Genomic DNA, 18,158 nt, shown 5'->3' with positions numbered 1-18,158 from the left:
CGGACCGGGCCATCAGACCTTCCCGCCCCGCCCCGCAGCAAGCCGCAAACCTCACCCCGCCCCGTACACCGGCCGCGGAGGCTCAGACACCGCCAGCAGCTTCCGCACCGCCTCCCCCGTCTCCGACGGTGTCCGGCGGACAGAGGACGTGCTCGTCGGGCCGGGGTGCCAGCCCTCCATGACCGTCAGCCGGCCCGCCTCCGACTCGAAGACGCGGCCCGTCACACCCCCGCTCGACTCCGAGCCCAGCCACACCACCAGCGGTGACACGTCTTCCGGCAGTGCGGTGAGGTCGGCGAAGACCTCCTCCGTCATCCTCGTGCGGGCCGCGGGGGCGACGGCGTTCGCCTGGACGCCGTAGCGGGCCAGCTCCGCCGCCGCGACGAGCGTCAGCGCGACGACGCCCGCCTTCGCCGCCGCGTAATTCGCCTGGCCGACGCTGCCCAACAGGCCCGCGCCCGACGTCGTGTTCACGACCCGCGCCGCCACCGGCCGCCCCGCCTTCGCCTCGCTGCGCCAGTGCGCCGCAGCGTGCTTCAGCGGCAGGAAGTGGCCCTTGAGGTGTACGCGTACGACGGCGTCCCAGTCGTCCTCCTCCAGGTTGACGAGCATCCGGTCCCGTACGAAGCCCGCGTTGTTGACCAACGCGTCCAGCCGGCCGTACGTCTCCAGCGCGGTGGCGACGAGCGAGGAAGCGCCGTCGCTCGTCGCGACGTCGCCGCCGTGCGGCACCGCTTCGCCGCCCGCCGCGCGGATCTCCGCGACGACGTCGGCCGCGGGGCCGCGGGACGTGCCCGCGCCGTCGAGGCCGGCACCCAGGTCGTTCACGACCAGCCGAGCGCCCTCCGCGGCGAAGGCGAGCGCGTGCGCCCGCCCGAGTCCCCGCCCCGCGCCGGTGATCACCACGACCCGGCCGTCGCACAGTCGTCCCGTCATCTCAAGCCTTCCCGGAGTCGGAGCCGAAGTCGGAAGAAGCAGCCGCGGCGAGGAACGCCGGACGCTCTCCCCCGCCGTGGACGTGCAGCGACGCGCCGCTGACGTACGCCGCCCGCGCCGACGCGAGGAAGACCGCAGCTTCGCCGACGTCGGACGGCTCCGCGAGCCGCCCCAGCGGCACGGTCGCGCCGACCGCGGCGACGCCGGCCGCGTCGCCGTAGTGCAGATGGGACAGTTCGGTACGGACCATGCCGGGCACGACCGTGTTGACCCGCACTTCGGGCGCCCACTCCACCGCCATGGAACGCGCCAGGTTCGCCAGCCCCGCCTTCGCCGCGCCGTACGCCGCCGAGCCGGGCGATGCGCGGTCCGCGCTGACGCTGCCGATCATCACGATCGAGCCGCGGGCGGCCCGCAGGTGCTCGTACGCCGCGAGGGACGCGGTCAGCGGCGCGGTGAGGTTGAGTTCCAGCACCCGTACGTGCCGGGCGGCAGGGGCGTCGGCCAGCGCCCGGTGCGGCGTCCCGCCCGCGTTGTTGACCAGCACGTCCAGCCGTCCGTACCGCGCGGCGACGTCCGCGAAGAAGTCGAAGACGGCGTCCGGGTCCCGTAGGTCCAGTGGTACGAACTCCACTCCACCGATGGCGACTTCGGGTGGGCGGCGGGCGCAGACCACCACCACCGCCCCGGCCCGCCGGAAGGACCGTGCGATGCCCGCGCCGACGCCGCGCGTGCCGCCGGTGACGACCGCGACCCTCCCGTCCAGCTCCATCCGCTGCTACCTTCCTCACCTAACAAATGTTTGGTGGAAAGGTAGCTGATCCTGTGATGGGTGTCTCCACCACGAACGAGACGAAGGGGGTGCGGACGGTCACGGTCGACCGTCCGCCCGTCAACGCGCTTCCCGTCCAGGGCTGGTACGACCTGGCCGACGCGGTCCGCGCCGCCGGCCGGGACCCGGACGTCCGCTGCGTCGTCCTCGCCGCCGCCGGCCGCGGCTTCAACGCGGGCGTCGACATCAAGGAACTCCAGGGCGCCGCGGACAACTCCGCACTGATCGACGTCAACCGCGGCTGCGCGGAGGCGTTCGCCGCGGTGTACGAGTGCGAGGTCCCGGTGGTCGCCGCGGTCGCCGGCCACTGCCTCGGCGGCGGCATCGGCCTCGTCGGCAACGCGGACGTGATCGTCGCCGCCGACGACGCGACGTTCGGGCTGCCGGAGTTGGACCGGGGCGCGCTCGGCGCGGCCACGCACCTGTCCCGGCTGGTGCCCCAACACCTGATGCGCGCGCTGTACTTCACCTCCCGGACCGTGAGCGCGCAGGAGCTGCACGGCCACGGCTCGGTGTGGCGGGTAGTGCCGCGCGCAGAACTCGACGCGACAGCACTGGAGTTGGCGCGGGAGATCGCCCGCAAGGACGGCACGCTGCTGCGGCTCGCGAAGGCCGCGATCAACGGCATCGACCCGGTGGACGTCCGCCGCAGCTACCGCTTCGAGCAGGGCTTCACCTACGAGGCCAGCCTCAGCGGGGTCGCGGACCGGGTCCGCGCCACCTTCGGAAGGCCAACCAGCCCCGACGGCCCCACCACCCCCGAGAGGAGCGGAGGCGCATGAGCGACAAGGTCATGTCACTCGACGACGTCGTCGGGCGGCTGCGCAGCGGAATGACCATCGGCATCGGCGGCTGGGGCTCGCGCCGCAAGCCGATGGCCCTCGTGAGAGCAGTGCTCCGCTCCGAGATCACCGATCTCACCGTGGTGTCGTACGGCGGCCCGGACATCGGCCTCCTCGCCTCCGCCGGCCGCATCCGCCGCCTGGTCACCGCCTTCGTGACGCTCGACTCCATCCCCCTCGAACCCCACTACCGCGCCGCCCGCCAGCGCGGCGACTTCCCCGTCACCGAGATCGACGAGGCGATGTTCATGTGGGGCCTGCACGCCGCCGCGAACCGGCTGCCGTTCCTGCCGGTGCGCGCCGGCATCGGCTCGGACGTGCTGCGGCTCAACCCGGAGCTGCGGACGGTGACTTCGCCGTACGAGGACGGGGAGGAGTTCGTCGCCGTGCCCGCGCTGCGCATGGACGCCGCGTTCGTCCACCTCAACCGCGCCGACCGGCTCGGCAACGCCTGCTACCTGGGCCCCGACCCGTACTTCGACGACCTGTTCTGCGAAGCCGCGGACACTGCGTACGTCTGCTGCGAAGCGCTGGTTGACACGTTCGCGGACGTCCCGCCCCAGTCCCTCCTCGTCTCCCGGCACTCGGTCACGGGCGTGGTGGAGACCCCGAACGGCGCGCACTTCACCTCCTGCGCCCCCGACTACGGGCGCGACGAGGCGTTCCAGAAGGCGTACGCCGCCACGCCCTGGGACGAGTTCGCGGCGCGCTTCCTCGACGGCGACGAGAAGGCGTACCAAGCCGCGGTCGCCCGCTGGCAGGAGGAGTCCCGATGAGCACCCACACCCGCACCACTACGCCCGCGACCGCGACCGTGACCCGCGCCGAGTACTGCGTCGTCGCCTGCGCCGATGCATGGCGCGACGACGGCGAAGTGCTCGCCAGCCCCATGGGCCTGATCCCGTCCGTCGGCGCCCGCCTCGCGAAGCGCACCTTCTCCCCCGACCTCCTCCTCACCGACGGCGAAGCGCTGCTCGTCGGCCTCGACGGCGCGGTGGAGGGCTGGCTTCCGTACCGCCGCCACCTCGCGATGGTCACCGGCGGGCGCCGCCACGTGATGATGGGCGCGAGCCAGCTCGACCGCCACGGCAACCAGAACATCTCCGCCATCGGCCCCGACTTCGCCCGCCCGACCCGCCAACTCCTCGGAATGCGCGGCGCCCCCGTCAACACCCTCAACAACCCCGTCAGCTACTGGGTCCCCAAGCACTCGCCCCGCGTCTTCGTCCCGGAGGTGGACGTCGTCTGCGGAGTGGGTTACGACCGCGCCGCCGCGGCCGGGCCGAGTGCGACGCGCTTCCACCGCATCCCCCGCGTCGTCTCCGACCTCGGCGTCTTCGACTTCGCGACCCCGGACCGCACGATGCGGCTGGTGTCCGTGCACCCCGGCGTGACGGTGGCGGACGTACGCGCCGCCACCGGCTTCGAACTGGCCGTACCGGACGACGACGGGGACGTACCGTCGACACGTCAGCCGACCCCCGAGGAACTACGGCTGATCCGCGAGGTGATCGACCCGGACGGCCTGCGCGAGCGCGAGGTGAAGGCCGGATGACGGACGCCGTGATCGAGACGGCCCTGACCCGGCTCACCGGCGTACGCCACCCCGTCGTGCAGACCGGCATGGGCTGGGTCGCCGGCCCCCGCCTCGTCTCGGCGACGGCGAACGCGGGCGCCCTCGGCATCCTCGCCTCCGCGACCATGACCGTCGACGAGCTACGGCACGCGGTGCGCGAGGTCGCCGCCCGCACCGACGCCCCCTTCGGCGTCAACCTGCGCGCCGACGCGGCGGACGCGCGCGAGCGGGTACGGATCATCGTCGACGAGGGCGTACGCGTCGCCTCCTTCGCCCTCGCGCCGTCCCGCGACCTGATCGCCGAACTCAAGGACGCGGGCGTGGTCGTGATCCCGTCGGTCGGCGCCCGCCGCCACGCGGAGAAGGTCGCCGCGTGGGGCGCGGACGCGGTGCTGGTGCAGGGCGGCGAGGGCGGCGGCCATACGGGCGCGGTCGCCACGACCGTGCTGGTCCCGCAGGTCGTCGACGCGGTCGACATCCCCGTCGTCGCGGCCGGCGGCTTCCACGACGGCCGCGGCCTGGTGGCCGCGCTCGCGCTGGGCGCGGCGGGCGTCGCGATGGGCACCCGCTTCCTGCTGACCTCCGACTCCACCGTCCCGGCCGCGGTGAAGGCGCGCTATCTGGCGGCGACGGTCAACGACGTGACCGTCACGCGCGCGGTGGACGGCCTCCCGCACCGGATGCTGCGTACGGATTTGGTGGCCGCCCTGGAACGCCACGGCCGCGCCCGCTCGCTGGCACTGGCCCTACGCCACGCGGCGGCGTTCCGAAAACTGTCCGGCCTGACGTGGCGCTCGATGGTCCGCGACGGCCTCGCGCTGAAGCACGGCAAGGAACTGACCTGGAGCCAGGTCCTGTTGGCCGCCAACACCCCGATGCTGCTGCGCGCGGCGATGGTCGACGGCCGTACGGATCTGGGCGTACTGGCGTCGGGCCAGGTCGCGGGCGTGCTGGACGACCTGCCGAGCTGCGCGGAGCTGGTGGACCGGGTGGTACGCGACGCGGACGCGGTCCTACGCGGGCTGGGCGCGCGCTGAGCCCCGTACGACCAGTGCGGCGTACGGGGCTCAGGGTGTGGCTGTGGAGCTACGGGCTATAGCGCGGCGCCTCGCGCGAGCGAGACGAGGCTGGCGAACGCGCCAGCGGACACCATCAGGACCGGCCCTTCGGACTGCTTGCTGTCCCGAACCGGAACTACGCCGTGCGCGGACGCGTACGCGGGGGCCCATTCGATGCACTGACCGCCGTTGTCGCTGTACGAAGACTTGAACCAGTGCAGTGGTTCGGTTGTGGTCGTCACGGGGTGCCCTTCCGTACCTCATGGATCATGTCGACGGATGCCGATTGCGGGAGCGCTTCGGCCTGTAGCTGATGGTATGCCGTCAACAACGGAAGGACAGCGGTGGTTTCGCGGTCCAGATGACCGAGGGTCTGTGACTCCGCGTAGGCGACCATGGACAGGTCTGACAGCGTCAACAGAGTCACCGGCAGGTTGAAGGGCCTGCGCTCCCCTATGGCGAACGGGACGACCTGAAGCACGGTGTTCGGGCGCGCTGCGAACTCCAGCAGTCGGTCGAGCTGTCCGCTCATGACGTCGTGACCACCGACCCATCTCTGGATGCAGCTCTCGTCCATGACCACGAACATCATGGGCGGACGGTCACGCGTCAGCGCCGACTGCCGCTGCATCAGCATCGACACTCGTTCTTCCGCTTGGGTCTCCGAGATGGCACCGCGTTGAACTGCACTGTTCGCAAGCACCGTTGCGTACTCAGGTGTTTGCAGCAGCCCAGGGACGATCCCGATTTCGTACAGCCGGAGCTCCACAGCGCGACCCTCGTGGCCGATGAACTCCGGGAAGCCTTGCAGCAGCGCACCGTGTCGGATTTCCCGCCACGCGCGTTCGAATGTGTCGGCCGCACCTTCGAGTTCGAAGACATGGTCCGCACTCAGCGAGAATTGGCGCGTTGGCGTTCTACGGCCGGTTTCGACGGCCGAAATGTGCCGCCCCGAGTAGTCCATCAGGGACGCGAGTTCGTCCTGCGTCCATCCGCGGGCGTCGCGCAGACTGCGTAATCGCGCTCCGTACGCCGCCTGGGCCGATGCTTCCGGATTCAACTCCTTGCGGTTCACCAACGTGCTCTCCTCGCCCTGTCCCGTTGAGGCAGTACCAACACTAGGCCAATCTGACTGCGCCCGGTAGCGGTTTGGCTACAGAGAGGAGCATTCATGTGCGGCGACCTTGGTGAACTCAGAGTTGGCGAACTCGCGTACGACACCGAGACCCAGGAACTCGGGGTGGTCATGGAGGTGTTCAGGAACTACTACGCCCTCCGCCCGCCCCGCGGCGGCATCGAGTGGGACGCCCTGCGCGACCTCACCCGTCGGGCGACCAACAGCGACCGGATCGCGCCGGCCCTGAGCGAGCGCAACGCCAACAGCAGTCAGCGGAGCTGACATGGGATCCCCCCACATCCCCGACCCGCCCCGCGCCTGCCGCGCTCCCGCCGTACTGCCTCCGGAACTCGTGCTCGACGCCCGGGACGCCGAAGGCCACGCGCCCGAAACGCTCATGGCGATCCAGACGCGCCTGACGTGCGAACTCGAAGCGCACCAGGACACCCCGCACGCCGCGCTCGTCCGTCTACTACCGGCCCCGCACGGCGAGAACCTGTGGACCCACTGGACGGACGACCACCCCCCGGAACAGATCACCGCGCTCCCCGACTGCGCCGAGACGAACGGCGCGCCTTCGGGCCGGGACGACGTGTGCTTCCTGTACCGGGACCACCCGGGCCGCTGCTCGTACGACATCGACGCACCCGGCCTCGTATCCCCGGACCCGTAACCCCCCACCCCCAAGAACGCCCGCCGGCCTACGCCCCGGCCGACGGGCCGGCCCGCCCCCGAGGTCCCCGGTCCCGGCCTCCGGGGGCGGGCCACCAGCCGCCCGTCCGGCCCACCTGGGCAAGGGTCAGGGCCGGACGGGCGCCCTCTGAACCGATCCGAACCGATCCGATCCGAACCGACCCGGTTACGGCTTGCGCGGGTCGGCCTCCCGCACGTCGTGGAGGTGGATCAGGACGTCGAAGGAGCGGCCGAGAGCCAGGTCGTACAGGGGGTAGTTGGCGTCGAAGCCCGTGCCGATGGTGCGGGTGGGACGCGCGGTGTCCAGCCAGCGGCGTGCGCTGGGCGCGGCGGCGCGCATGTCGGCGTAGTAGTCGTCGTGGCGGACCCGGTCGAGGGTGTGCTCGTTGGTGCCGGGGGCGGCAGCGCCGACGGTGAACTTCTTCCAGTCGCCGCCGACGCCGGTCTTCTGGGCGAGGAAGGAGCCCCGGTCGAAGGTCATGCCGACGGGCAGGTAGTTCCGGCCCAGCGCGTCGCGCAGGAGGGACCCCTGGGTCTTGGGGTACATCGAGGCGGTGCCGGCGATGAGGCCGAGGTGGTCGTTGTGGGCGGAGATCAGCATCTTGTGGCCGGTGCGCTTCTGCCACCACAGGACGTTGTCGGCCATGGCCTTGTCGCGGATGCGCTGGAAGTCGGGCATCTTCGCGGGGTCGCTGGGGTCAGCGGTCAGGAACCTGGTGGTGTCGGCGACGGAGCGGGCGTTCTGCACCGCCCACGCGTGGGCGTTCCGGTCCTTGCCACCGGCCGCGCTGATCAGGTCGAGGGCGGTCTGGGCCCGGTCGGCGAAGCGCTGGCGCTCGGCGAGCGGCTTGTTGAGGTAGGCGAAGACGTCGTCGAGGGGGCGCAGCCCCGTGTAGAGGTCGTTGATACGGGGTTCCAGCGTCGGGTGGTGCTGTCGGACGTAGTCGGTGATCCGGGCGAAGAAGTCGTCGGTGATGGCGGGGCCGCCGAGGTCGTTGCCGACGAAGTGGACGGTGCGGGTGGGGTTGCGGCTGTTGTGGTCGCGCATCCACTCGATGAGGTGGACGAACTCTTCGCGGTCCCAGGGCGTACCGGCGAGGGTCTCCTTGACGACCTGCCGGGCGTCGCCCTTGCCGGTCTGGAGGTAGTCGTTGATCCGCAGTCCGGCGGGCCAACTGAACTCCAGGGAGAAGGCGCGGAATCCCTTCTCCTGGACGAGGTAGCGGAAGAGCCGTTCCTTCATGGTGAAGAACTCGTGGGAGCCGTGGGTGGCCTCGCCCACGCCGACGACCTTGGCACTGCCGATCATCGCGCCGAACGCCCGAAGGTCGGCGTTCTTCCCACCGGGTTCGGTGGAGCGCAGCGGGTGGGCGATCCGGTCCAGCGCGCGGACCACGGGGTCCTGGGCCTGCTCCCGGGCGGCGGCCCGCGGCGTCGCCCCGTCCCCGACCGGGGCCGCGTACGCCGCCCCGGCGACGAGGGCCGCTCCCATGACACCCGCCGTCGTGGCGAGCAGCGCCCTGCGGCCGATGCGCTGGTGGTGGTGCTTGGTCATGCTACTGAACTCCTTTTGTCTGCCCCCGACGGCCTGAACCCATCCTCACGGTGAAGAGCCGGCGGCACACGGGAGCAGCCTCCCATTTATCCCGGGGGAAATATCCCCCTTGAGGTCTGGTCGGCGGGTGGTATTGCACCCACGCGCGGAAGCCAGCGGAAGCCAGCGGAAGCCAGCGGAAGCCAAACGAAGGCAGGGCCTCCCGGTCCCATCCGAAGCGAGTCGCGCTCCGGGCGGCCGTGAGGCCCTGGCTTCACGCACCTTCGGCCCGCTCAATCAACGGGCCGGAAAGGGAGCCGCTTTACGAGATCCCGTTGCAGTAGGCGGTGCTCCCACCCGGCGTTCCGACGGACGTGTAAACCTTGCGCCCCTCAGGAATGTTGAAGGTCTCCGTCACGGAACCACCGGTTCCAAGGTGCCGCTCCCACGCCTTTTCGATCCGGCTGCCGTCCGCGGTCGCCCACTTCAAAGTGAAGCGCATCATGGCACCGGACCAGTTCCTGATGGTCAGCGTCTCGCCAGCGGCCTTAAAGGACGAAATGGCGCCCTTGTTCGGGTCGCCCGTCTTGTAGATCATGGCGATCAGGTCGTGGGCGCCCGGGTCGCCGGTCGCGGGCGTCTTGTCACAGTCCACGGTCCAGTAGGCGGCCTCCGCCGCGTGCGCCTGGCCAGGCATCGTCAGAACGCCGGCCGCGAGGGCCGCCGCCATCAGGCCGACGACTCCGGTGAGGTTCTTCCTCCTGAGAATCTGCATGACCGATCCCTTCCTCTCTCTCCGACCACGTGCTCCCTACAGCAATAGAGAATTGCTCAACGGATGCCATCGATCAAGCGATCACCGCGTGATTCAACATTTAATGGGCGCCCGCCCATCAATTTGCACACAAAGAAAAGCCAGGACCTGCCGGCCCTGGCTTCACCTGACGAGCGAGACCCTTACGACTTGCCCGAGCAGCGGGCGACGGTGCCGTCGCCGGCGGAGATGGACGTGTAGACGGTGCGACCTTCAGGAATATCGAGCAGCATGTGCCTGGCCAGGCCGGACATCACGCTGTACGACGAAGTCCGCTCGATGGCGGTACCGCTCGCGTTCGTCCACTGGATGGTGTACCGCATCGTGGTTCCCGACTCGTTGCGCACCGAATACCTGTCTTCCGCAGGCTTGAAGATCGACTCGGCGAGCTTGCTGGGATCGTCCGTCTTCCAGACCGATGCTCGCTGGTCATAGACGCCCGGCGCTCCCACCACAGGCGTCTTCGCGCACTGCGCCGTCCAGCCGGCAGCCTCCGCCGCGTGCACCTGCCCCTGCGTCGCCAGGACGCCGGCCGCAACAGCCGCCGCCATCAGGCCGACGACACCGGTGTGGTTCTTCCCCCACAGAAGCCGCATGACCGACTCCCCCCTCTCGCACATCAGGGACTCCTACCGCGGCACAGAGTTCCCCAGAGGAGGTCTCCGATCAAGGCATCACCGCGCGATCGCATTAAATGGGCGCGCGCCCATCAAATTGTTAGCGAATAATTAAGAGGGTGTCTCACGCGGCAACCCCGGCCCGGCCGTCGATGCCTTCGCGCAGGATGTCGGCGTGCCCGGCACGCCGGAGTCTCGCCGAGGGAAAGCTCGCGGCCGGCACCAAGGCGCGCACCGCTCAGTAGCATCGCCCTTCATGATCGCTCTGGTCGTCACCATCGGACTTGCGCTCGTCGGCTTCGTCGCCACCTACCTCAACGGCCTTCGCCTGGCACAGCGCCAAGAACGTCTGGCGCGCCTGAACCGCCAGCTCAGCGACTTCTACGGGCCCCTGTTCGCCCTCACGGAGGCCAACAGCCGCAGCTTTCAGGCGTTCAAAGAACGCAACGCCCGCCCTGACGGCAGATCGCCCTTCGCGCACGGGACACCACCGCCCACGGACGACGAACTCGCCGAGTGGAGGCTGTGGGTCACGACCGTCTTCCTCCCGAACATCCAGGCCATGCGCGATCTCGTCATCAGGCATGCGGACCTCCTGGAGGAGCCGGAGATGCCACCGATCCTGCTCCAGCTGTGCGCCCACGTCTCGGGTTACGAGATAACGACGGCCCGGTGGGCGCAGGGCGACTACGGCCAGCACCTCTCACTGGTGCCGTTCCCCAGCGAGGAACTCGCCGCGTACGCACGGCAGGGATTCGCCGGCCTGAAGCGCGAACAAGCCCGCCTGCTGGGACGGCGGGCCGCCCGCCGGGGCTGAGGGACGGGCCGCGGGACGGTCCGGGCCATGCAAAATGCAGGGCCTCCGGTCACTCCCGGAGGCCCTGCATTCACACTCTAGCCGGTGCAGGTGACCACCTGCCCGGAAATCAAATCCCGTTACGACTTGCCGTTGCAGTAGGCGGTGCTCCCACCCGGCGTTCCGACGGACACGTAAACGGTGCGCCCCTCGGGGATGTTGAAGTCCTCATTGCGGGTTTCACCGGACCCCAGGTGCAGTTCCCAAGCCCTTTCGATACGGTTACCAGCCGCATTAGTCCATTGCAGAGTAAAATGCATCATGGCCCCGGCCCGATTGCTGAGCGACAGCGTCTCGGGACCGCCCTGGAAATGCGCCAGGGCAGACTTTCCAGGCTCGGCCGTCCGCCAGATGCGGGCACTCAGGTTGTGGGCCCCGGGGTCACCCGGAGCAGCCACCTTGTCGCAGTCGACAGACCAGAACGCAGCCTCAGCCGCATGCGCCTGGCCCGGCATCGTCAGAACGCCGGCCGCGACAGCCGCAGCCGTCATTCCGATGACACCGGTGAGCTTCTTCTTGAGGATCTGCATGAGGTTTCCTCCCTTGGCCGGGGTGTTTCCCGCAACACAGAGTTCACCAAGAGGAGGCAATCGATCAATGCATCACCGCGCGATCACTTGCCGTGGTCACCTACTCAGAGAATCACGGAGCCGCGCAAAGAAATCACGCAGCTCCGGAGGTTTCGCGCAGGTTTCGACGTCACTCGCAGAAGACCTGGACGGTGGAGTCGGGGTCGTCGACGTTCACATGGATGTCGTCGAGGTGCTCGACGAGTTCCTCAAGGTGCTGCGGCTTGAGTTCGGCGAGGTCGATCGGGACCCCGTTCCGGTGCAGTTGCTCATTGACCTTGGTGAGCGCCTGGGGCGGAATGAGGCTCGCGAGCCGGACCCCGGCGCGCAGCAGTTGCAGCGGAATGCGGACGTTGATCCGGCTGGGTCCGTCGCCGCCCGGATCGTCCGAGTGCACCACCACGCGCAGGTACTTGGGGCGGCGGTCCTTCGGCCCGGACGCGACCCCGGGCGGCGCCTCCTCCCGCTGCCGCCCCAGCGCGTCGATCAACTGCCCCGCCTCGTCCGCGGTGATCTTCCCGTCGGCCAGCATCTCCAGGATCTGGCGACGCTCCTCGTTCACTACCGTACTCATGTCGTACTCCCCCTCCGTCTCAACTGACCTTGATTTGCACGGCCGTTCGGCCCTGCACCATCTCGAACCGGGCCCCGGACAGCGCCCACAGCACCCGCCCGACGCCGAGCAGCGCCCCCGGCGCACCCCGCAGGCCGATGCCGAAGACGCGGCAGGCGATCAGCCCGCCCACCACGGCGAGCAGCAGCAGCGGCGCCAGCACCAGCAGGACCGGGACGACCGGGACGTACAGCCGTCGCACACGGCCGTCAGCCCGGCGATAGCGCGCCGTCACCAACTGCGGCATCACCGCCGCCCCTCCAACTCGGCCAGCGCCTCCTGGACGTCGATCTCCCCGCGCTGAAGGCGGTCCAAGGTGTCCGCGCCGCTGGGCGCCGGGTCGGTGTCGACGAAGTCGAGGCGCTGCGCGATCCGGTTCAGCCGGGACTTCACCGTGGGGTAGCTCACCCCGAAGATCCGCTCCATCTCCTTGATGGACCCGTGCGCCCGCACGAACGCGGCGACGAACACCTGGTCATCGACATCGAGCTGAGCCAACTGCGGCGGCTCGAACTGCCCCTCGACCGCGACACCGCTCTCCACGAGCCGCACCCGCTCGACCACGAACGACCGCCCCTGCGTCAGATCGGTCAGCTCCTGCCACTCCACCCACGACCCCCTAGCCCTTCGACGGCACACCCTCAGCGCCGCACCTGCCCTTCATTTGTACCTTGAGTTTTTTAAGTCTGCAACGAGCAGGCCTTAATTTTCTGAAGGTCTACTTCAAGTGAGTGAAGCCAACGGGTACGCATGACGGGTCCACGTGGTGACGGCGGATGCCGAGGGCGGCGTGCCTGAGGGCGCCCCGTACGACAGGGTCCTCGTCACGGCGGGCTCCTGGGACGTACCACCCGCCTGGACGGCTCAGCTCACGGAAACCGGGCGCTTGATCGTTCCGCTGCGCATGCGGGGCCTGATGCGCTCCGTCGCCTTCCAGCCCAGGTGACCGTCTGGTGAGCACGTCCGCGCGCGCCTGCGGCTTCGTGCCGATGCAAGGCTCCGGCGCCCACGCCTCGCAGGTGTTGCAGCTCACCGGCACCGACGAGATCACCCTGCGATTCGACGACGGCCTGTCGAGCGATCCCCGCCTGCTGGACAACGTCATCCGCACCCGTCGGGTGGAACGGTGGACCGGCGTCATGGTCCGGCGCGGCGTTCCGCTGGACACCCTCCAGCTCTACCTGGCCACCGCGTTGCCGGGATTCTGCACCATGTCCGTCGCCCCCGCCCTGGACACCGGGCTGGTCGCGCCCTACAACAAGCGGTTCTCCCTCGCGGCCGTCTCCGAGGACGGTCGCAGCTTCGCCTACGTCACGCCTCGGCCGGCCGACGAGGGGACGTTCGAGTACGGGGTCCACGCCTTGGGTCCGGAGGCCGTCGGCTTCGTCGAGGAGGTGGCGGGACACCTGCGGGACTGGAACCGGAACCACCGCGAGGGGCCCGGCCCCCGCATCACCGTCTACCCGGCCGGCACGCCCGACGACGAGATCCCCGAGAGCTCCGGTGGACGGGTCATCGACAAGGCGCACAGCCGGGTCGCCCTGTCCTGGTCGCCGTTACCCGACCTGGATGAACCGCTGCTCCCGGGTGTGCCAGGGCGCTTCCCCGGCACACCCGCCACACCAGATGCACCAGGCTCGACGGGGCTGGATGGGGAGGCGCTGTGGAGTTCGTTTGGCAGGGCGCCGCTCTGGTCCGGGTGACGACGGTTCCCGTCGGTCTGGACTTACCGGACGGCCCCGACCCGGCCGCCCCTGACGAAGCGGCCAACGGCCGTGAGTGGCTCGTGGAGTGCTGGTCACGGGAGCGGCTTCGCACCACGGTGAGTGCGACCAGCCCGGGCCTGGGCGAGCAGGTTCAGCGCATCGTGAACGGGCAGGTGCAAGAGGCCCGGAGGGTCCGACGGGCGGTGCTGTCCGTCGCTCTGTACCGGCTGCGCTGGCAGCACCGGGCCACACCCTTCGGCCTCTTCGCCGGCATCGCGCCGGTACGCGTCGGTGATCCGCCCCGGGCCGATTGGCCGGAGGCCGACACACACCGGAGGGTCGCCCGAGTCGATGCCGGGTGGCTCGGCGAGGTCCGACACCACCCAGCTCGCCCGACTCGCCGACGCCGGCATCTGCCACGGCTGGGCCGGTACCCACCAGACCGCCTGGCGTGCCACCCGCGACGAGACCCCGACCTCGGAATGGGACGCATGCCTCTGATCGACTGAGCGCTGTCGGACCGACCGTCGCAGCAGTCCTGGCCGTGCTGGCAGGAACGCCCCCGCTCGAAGCGGCCGTCCGTGCCGGCATCACCACCGACGCTCTGGAGAGCGCCGTCGACTCCTTCTGCGCCGCCGGAGCCAGGGCCGTCGAAGAGCGCTCCACCGCACCTTGGTGGCAGGCAACGGTCGAGTTCCCCGACTGGACCGCGGCCGAACAAGTCGCCGCCACCCATCTGTTGCCCGTCCTCGAAGCCACCTCTCGCCCCTGGTGGTTCATCCGCAAGCACCCCTGCTGGCGCATCCGTCTGCACACCCGGGACACCGCCTTGCGTGCCTCGGTGAGTGCCGCCCTCGACGCCCTCACGGCGCACGCTCACCTCCGACGCTGGCGGACCGGAGTCCACGAACCCGAAACCGCTGCTTTCGGCGGCTCCGACGCGATGGACACCGCGCACGACCTCTTCCACGCCGACAGCCGGGCCGCCCTGATCAACGGTGCCAAGGACGTCGCCGGGAACCCGCGCGGGCTCGGGCTCGGCCGTCGGGAGCTGTCCGTCCTCCTGTGCACGGCCCTCCTCCGCGGCGCGGGACTCGAATGGTACGAACAGGGTGACGTCTGGCAGCGCGCCGCCGACGAACGCCCACTCCCGCCGGACGCCACCCCAAAACGGCTCGCACGCCTCGCGAACGAACTGACGACCCTACTGCGGGCGGACCTTCACCTCCACGGTCCGCTGCTCGGCCCGATCGACCTGCGGGCGGTCGGCATCATCGAGACCAACATCGGGACGATGCTGATCCGAACCGGCGAGGCCGAAGCCGCCCTCGCCCCGCTGCGCCGCGCCCTCGCCGCCCACCACGCAGCCGGGAACCCGCCCCGAGGCGCCACGGTCTGGCGCGAGGCCCGCACCGCCTTCCTGGACATGCCGCCGTCCCAACTCTTCGGCGTACGCCAGATCCTCACCCTCCAGGACCGGGAGCCCTGGGCCCGGGAACTCCCCAACGGGACGAAGAGAACTTGACCCGTTCGCTACGCGATCAACGCGGTGGGAAGCTCCCCGTGCAGCACCTGCTGCCGCGGCAGGCTCAGCCCGAACGCCTCCTCCACGACCGCGAGGGACTTGGCGTGGGCCGCGTCCCTGTCCTCCTCCTGCGGGATGCCAGCGGCCCGTACCGCGTCGCTGACCAGCTCCGGACACGGCCCGGTGATCTCGCTCGACCAGGTGTGCATGTACATCTGGAAGCCGCACGCGTAGACGCCGTCGTGGAAGTAGGCGAACTCCGGTGGCGGCAACTTCGGGTTCTGCGTCTCGCAGTAGAGCTGGAAGACGTGTTCGTCCCGACCGTCCCGAACGGCCAGTCCGTCGGCGTAACCGGGCCCCACGACCCCGGGCCACTGTCCGTACGCCACCGCGAACGACAGGCCGTCCGAGTCCCCGTAGCGCACGGCCACCCCGTCGTCCCGACCGCGATCCCGGTCGCGCCGGGCCAGGAGGCCGGTCAGCTCCTCGGCCCCCCGGTCACCGATCTCCTCTGACACCCCGCCCCCCGCGAGGCGCCGCACCAGCTCCACCGGCTCCATGCCTTTGGCGAGCGTGACGCAGTAGCCCAGCCACGTGATGTCCGCACGCGCCAGCCACCCGATTCCGTCGTTCAACTTGCCCTCCTTCGCAAGCGGTGGGGGCGGCGCTCCGCACCGCCCCCACCGCTCTCCCGTCAGCAGGCCGACGGGCCGGTTTCTGCTAGAGCGTCACCGGACGTCGCACTTCACGGTCGGCTTGCTCGCGTCACAACTCTCGAAGCCCGGCGTCCTGACAAAGTACAGATCCTGATCGAGCAGACGCAGCTTCTTGGAGAAGGACGAGAAGCGGCTCATGGAGGTGGAGTTGATCCACCCGGACATCGCCGAGCGACCACAGACCTCCCGCCAGGTGGGAGCCGCCTGGCGATCCTCGTCGTACAGCTTCCACGTGCCGTTGGACAGCTTGGTGGCGAAGGTCTGCACGCACGCGTCACCGGAACTGACCGGATTGGTGCCCTCGGCCGCCGCCGGCATGCCGCCGCTGTTGTACGTGGAGGCGAAGGCGAACTCGTCGCAACTCGCCCGGTCCGAAGCACTGATGTCGGTGACTGGCGTCGTCCTCGGATTGCCGTCCCTGGCGGCCCAGCCGTCGGGGCAGATCACCTTGCGGTTGGCGTCCGGGTCGCGGTTGTAGCGGTTGCGTTCGCCGTGCGTCCCGGTGGAGCCCCTGCGGTCCGGGAGGTAGTTCAGCGGAGCACCCCTGCGGATCTTGGTGTTGATCAGCCAGGCGTGTGCGGCAGCCGCCGGCGTCTTCGCTGTGTTGAAGACGTAGCCCGGCATGTAGTCGCGGAGGACGCAGCCGGACGGAGAGTACACCGCGTCGCAGCGGGTGTAGACCGGACTCCCAATGAAGCCGTGGCTGTTGTCGGTGGGGAAGGTCTCGGGAACGCTGGTGGAGAAGGTCGCGAACGGGGCGAAGGCCATGGCCTGCGACAGGTCGCTGTCCTTGACTCCACTCGCATTCGGCACCTTGCCGTCCCACTGGACCGTCGAGGTAGCGGTTTCCTCGTGGCCGTCGATGTCGTAGGACCCGCCCCACATGAGGTTGCCGTCCCAGCTGTACGCCGGCTTGTCCTTGCATCCGGCGCTGCACATCGGCGTGATCGTCAGCTTGATGGCACCCGGCTGAGCGGGGAACGGGAGTTTCCCGGCCGGCATCGGCAACGGTGTGATGCGTGCCCACAGGCTCATCTGGGTGCCCAGCAGGTCCGTCTTCATGTGGTAGGACATCAGGAATTCCTGGTAGCCCTTGGACTCCGTCTGCTGCTGGTTGGTCACTTCCACGGACAGCACGTTGTACATGCACGCCGCATCGCGGGTGAAGATCGACTCGTACTTCCCCTGCGGTGCACCGGCCTCACAGTTGGCGTTCAGCGGAGGAGCCGCCGCTCGCGCCTCTTTGAGACGGGCCCGAGCCTGTTGCGCCCGCGCGATGTCGGCATCGGCCACCGGGGCGGACGTGATGCAGAGTCGATCACCGCTCCTGGTCGGCTCGCAGTGGCGGGCGTCAGCCGTGGCCCGCGGCCTGGTGGTGACGTTCGGCCAACCGGGGACCGGCTGCCACGCGTTGTCGAAGTCGGGGTTCTCTGCGTTCTTGTTCGGCGCCGGCAGGGTGATGTCCACGGCGTGGTCACGGATCTTGAACTTCGCCCACGGAGACCAGGACGTCTCGTACAGGGCGCCGTCGTAGGCGGACGTGCGGAACACGTACGTCGTGTTCGGCTTCAGCCTCTCGTAGGGCACGGAGACCTCCGCGGTCCGCCCGGACGCGACGAACGCCGAGACCAGCACGCCGTACGGATTGGCGTCGGTGAGCTTCACCTGGGTCTTCGGGTTGCCGTTGGCGTCGACGGTCCAGACCTCGAAGCTCAGGTTGGCCCGATCGCCGTCGGCGTCGGTCACGGTGTTGCGGAGTACGGCGGTGGAACGGTTGACGTTCCACACCCCGCCGGACTGGGTGAACGTCGGGCCGGCCTGCGGATTGCGGCCGGACACCGGGCGGCTCGCCGCGGCCAGGACGGGCTTCTCAGGCCCGGCCGCCGGCCTTTCGGCCGGGGGACCAGCCGGATCCACATTGGGGAGGAATCGTTTCGTCGCGGAAGCCGGCTTGGTCTCCTCAGCGAAGGCACCCGTCGTCACGGCGAGCGGAACCAAGGTCAGCAGCGCCACGCCGATGGTCATGGATAACGGGTGTTTGCGCTTCGCCTTCACCTTCGTCTTCTTCTTCGCAAACATGCCAGTCGGTCCTCTCACGCCGCCCGCACCCACGGGCGACGGTTAGCCGATCGGTTGCCGATTGCGACACGAGTT

At 69.6% G+C, this 18,158-nt stretch carries 24 protein-coding genes and 1 pseudogene; 12 read left to right on the top strand and 13 right to left on the bottom strand.

Going from position 1 to position 18,158, the window contains the following annotated elements; all coding sequences use genetic code 11:
• Positions 1 to 51: 51 nt before the first annotated feature.
• Complete coding sequence (locus ABZ842_RS30005) at positions 52 to 936, bottom strand: SDR family oxidoreductase (RefSeq protein WP_361543580.1); 885 nt, start codon at positions 934 to 936, stop codon at positions 52 to 54.
• Position 937: 1 nt separating this feature from the next.
• Positions 938 to 1,708, bottom strand: coding sequence for an SDR family oxidoreductase (locus ABZ842_RS30000; RefSeq protein ID WP_361543577.1), 771 nt, complete (start codon positions 1,706 to 1,708; stop codon positions 938 to 940).
• Positions 1,709 to 1,764: 56 nt separating this feature from the next.
• Here ABZ842_RS30000 and ABZ842_RS29995 point away from each other — a divergent pair, with 56 nt between their 5' ends.
• The 4 genes from ABZ842_RS29995 to ABZ842_RS29980 are packed head-to-tail and all read left to right on the top strand — an operon-like array spanning position 1,765 to position 5,223.
• On the top strand, positions 1,765 to 2,550 hold the full coding sequence (locus tag ABZ842_RS29995; protein ID WP_361543574.1) for an enoyl-CoA hydratase family protein: 786 nt from the start codon (positions 1,765 to 1,767) through the stop codon (positions 2,548 to 2,550).
• Positions 2,547 to 3,386, top strand: a complete 840-nt coding sequence (locus tag ABZ842_RS29990; protein WP_361543571.1) for a CoA-transferase — start codon at positions 2,547 to 2,549, stop codon at positions 3,384 to 3,386. Before ABZ842_RS29995 ends, ABZ842_RS29990 begins: the two co-directional genes overlap by 4 nt.
• A complete protein-coding gene (locus ABZ842_RS29985; protein ID WP_361543568.1) occupies positions 3,383 to 4,165 on the top strand; it encodes a CoA-transferase in 783 nt (260 codons plus the stop codon). The genes ABZ842_RS29990 and ABZ842_RS29985 overlap by 4 nt, the downstream gene beginning before the upstream one ends.
• An 11-nt stretch (positions 4,166 to 4,176) precedes the next feature.
• Positions 4,177 to 5,223: a nitronate monooxygenase gene (locus tag ABZ842_RS29980; RefSeq protein ID WP_361543707.1), complete on the top strand. Its 1,047-nt coding sequence runs from the start codon at positions 4,177 to 4,179 to the stop codon at positions 5,221 to 5,223.
• A 56-nt stretch (positions 5,224 to 5,279) separates the two neighbouring features.
• Here ABZ842_RS29980 and ABZ842_RS29975 read toward each other — a convergent pair whose 3' ends face one another.
• Positions 5,280 to 5,486 (bottom strand): DUF397 domain-containing protein, encoded by a 207-nt coding sequence (locus ABZ842_RS29975; RefSeq protein ID WP_361543565.1) that lies wholly within the window; start codon positions 5,484 to 5,486, stop codon positions 5,280 to 5,282.
• Positions 5,483 to 6,319, bottom strand: a complete 837-nt coding sequence (locus tag ABZ842_RS29970) for a helix-turn-helix transcriptional regulator (protein WP_361543562.1) — start codon at positions 6,317 to 6,319, stop codon at positions 5,483 to 5,485. Before ABZ842_RS29970 ends, ABZ842_RS29975 begins: the two co-directional genes overlap by 4 nt.
• A gap of 96 nt (positions 6,320 to 6,415) precedes the next feature.
• On the opposite strand from ABZ842_RS29970, the gene ABZ842_RS29965 reads away from it, so the two are divergent.
• Both ABZ842_RS29965 and ABZ842_RS29960 read left to right on the top strand, forming a co-directional pair.
• Positions 6,416 to 6,643: a hypothetical protein gene (locus ABZ842_RS29965; protein WP_361543559.1), complete on the top strand. Its 228-nt coding sequence runs from the start codon at positions 6,416 to 6,418 to the stop codon at positions 6,641 to 6,643.
• A gap of 1 nt (position 6,644) precedes the next feature.
• Positions 6,645 to 7,034, top strand: coding sequence for a hypothetical protein (locus ABZ842_RS29960; RefSeq protein WP_361543556.1), 390 nt, complete (start codon positions 6,645 to 6,647; stop codon positions 7,032 to 7,034).
• Between the two features lie 186 nt (positions 7,035 to 7,220).
• On the opposite strand, the gene ABZ842_RS29955 is transcribed toward ABZ842_RS29960, so the two are convergent.
• The 3 genes from ABZ842_RS29955 to ABZ842_RS29945 form a co-directional block, all read right to left on the bottom strand.
• Positions 7,221 to 8,609, bottom strand: coding sequence for an erythromycin esterase family protein (locus ABZ842_RS29955; protein WP_361543553.1), 1,389 nt, complete (start codon positions 8,607 to 8,609; stop codon positions 7,221 to 7,223).
• Positions 8,610 to 8,910: 301 nt separating this feature from the next.
• The gene (locus ABZ842_RS29950; protein ID WP_361543550.1) at positions 8,911 to 9,363 is read right to left on the bottom strand and encodes a hypothetical protein; all 453 of its coding nucleotides are present in this window, start codon (positions 9,361 to 9,363) and stop codon (positions 8,911 to 8,913) included.
• Between the two features lie 182 nt (positions 9,364 to 9,545).
• Entirely contained in the window at positions 9,546 to 9,998 is a 453-nt protein-coding gene (locus ABZ842_RS29945) for a hypothetical protein (RefSeq protein ID WP_361543547.1), read from the bottom strand.
• Between the two features lie 277 nt (positions 9,999 to 10,275).
• On the opposite strand from ABZ842_RS29945, the gene ABZ842_RS29940 reads away from it, so the two are divergent.
• On the top strand, positions 10,276 to 10,836 hold the full coding sequence (locus ABZ842_RS29940; RefSeq protein ID WP_361543544.1) for a hypothetical protein: 561 nt from the start codon (positions 10,276 to 10,278) through the stop codon (positions 10,834 to 10,836).
• 119 nt (positions 10,837 to 10,955) lie between these two features.
• Here ABZ842_RS29940 and ABZ842_RS29935 read toward each other — a convergent pair whose 3' ends face one another.
• From ABZ842_RS29935 to ABZ842_RS29920, 4 genes are all read right to left on the bottom strand, one after another.
• Positions 10,956 to 11,405: a hypothetical protein gene (locus ABZ842_RS29935; RefSeq protein ID WP_361543541.1), complete on the bottom strand. Its 450-nt coding sequence runs from the start codon at positions 11,403 to 11,405 to the stop codon at positions 10,956 to 10,958.
• Between the two features lie 169 nt (positions 11,406 to 11,574).
• Positions 11,575 to 12,018 carry a hypothetical protein gene (locus ABZ842_RS29930; RefSeq protein ID WP_361543538.1) on the bottom strand — a complete coding sequence of 148 codons (444 nt, stop codon included), beginning with the start codon at positions 12,016 to 12,018 and terminating at the stop codon, positions 11,575 to 11,577.
• A 19-nt stretch (positions 12,019 to 12,037) separates the two neighbouring features.
• Positions 12,038 to 12,304: a hypothetical protein gene (locus tag ABZ842_RS29925; RefSeq protein ID WP_361543535.1), complete on the bottom strand. Its 267-nt coding sequence runs from the start codon at positions 12,302 to 12,304 to the stop codon at positions 12,038 to 12,040.
• On the bottom strand, positions 12,304 to 12,666 hold the full coding sequence (locus tag ABZ842_RS29920; RefSeq protein WP_361543532.1) for a DUF2089 domain-containing protein: 363 nt from the start codon (positions 12,664 to 12,666) through the stop codon (positions 12,304 to 12,306). The genes ABZ842_RS29925 and ABZ842_RS29920 overlap by 1 nt, the downstream gene beginning before the upstream one ends.
• A gap of 154 nt (positions 12,667 to 12,820) precedes the next feature.
• On the opposite strand from ABZ842_RS29920, the gene ABZ842_RS29915 reads away from it, so the two are divergent.
• The 5 genes and pseudogenes from ABZ842_RS29915 to ABZ842_RS29895 all read left to right on the top strand — a co-directional run bounded on the left by ABZ842_RS29915 (position 12,821) and on the right by ABZ842_RS29895 (position 15,288).
• Positions 12,821 to 13,003: a hypothetical protein gene (locus ABZ842_RS29915; protein ID WP_361543529.1), complete on the top strand. Its 183-nt coding sequence runs from the start codon at positions 12,821 to 12,823 to the stop codon at positions 13,001 to 13,003.
• Between the two features lie 7 nt (positions 13,004 to 13,010).
• Positions 13,011 to 13,760 (top strand): hypothetical protein, encoded by a 750-nt coding sequence (locus ABZ842_RS29910; protein WP_361543526.1) that lies wholly within the window; start codon positions 13,011 to 13,013, stop codon positions 13,758 to 13,760.
• A pseudogene (locus tag ABZ842_RS29905) lies at positions 13,721 to 14,101 on the top strand (lantibiotic dehydratase); the annotation flags it as partial. The gene ABZ842_RS29910 and the pseudogene ABZ842_RS29905, both read left to right, overlap by 40 nt.
• 13 nt (positions 14,102 to 14,114) lie before the next feature.
• On the top strand, positions 14,115 to 14,264 hold the full coding sequence (locus ABZ842_RS29900) for a hypothetical protein (protein ID WP_361543713.1): 150 nt from the start codon (positions 14,115 to 14,117) through the stop codon (positions 14,262 to 14,264).
• Positions 14,265 to 14,307: 43 nt separating this feature from the next.
• Entirely contained in the window at positions 14,308 to 15,288 is a 981-nt protein-coding gene (locus ABZ842_RS29895; RefSeq protein WP_361543523.1) for a thiopeptide-type bacteriocin biosynthesis protein, read from the top strand.
• Between the two features lie 8 nt (positions 15,289 to 15,296).
• Here the strand turns inward: ABZ842_RS29895 and ABZ842_RS29890 are convergent, their stop codons facing one another.
• Both ABZ842_RS29890 and ABZ842_RS29885 read right to left on the bottom strand, forming a co-directional pair.
• Entirely contained in the window at positions 15,297 to 15,923 is a 627-nt protein-coding gene (locus tag ABZ842_RS29890; RefSeq protein WP_361543520.1) for a DUF6461 domain-containing protein, read from the bottom strand.
• Between the two features lie 93 nt (positions 15,924 to 16,016).
• A complete protein-coding gene (locus ABZ842_RS29885) occupies positions 16,017 to 18,083 on the bottom strand; it encodes a hypothetical protein (RefSeq protein WP_361543517.1) in 2,067 nt (688 codons plus the stop codon).
• Between the last annotated feature and the right edge of the window lie 75 nt (positions 18,084 to 18,158).

Source organism: Streptomyces sp. NPDC047315 (genome assembly GCF_040643215.1).
GTDB lineage: Bacteria > Actinomycetota > Actinomycetes > Streptomycetales > Streptomycetaceae > Streptomyces.
Note: the sequence above shows the minus strand (reverse complement) of the source record. Positions and strands in the feature narration are given on the sequence as shown.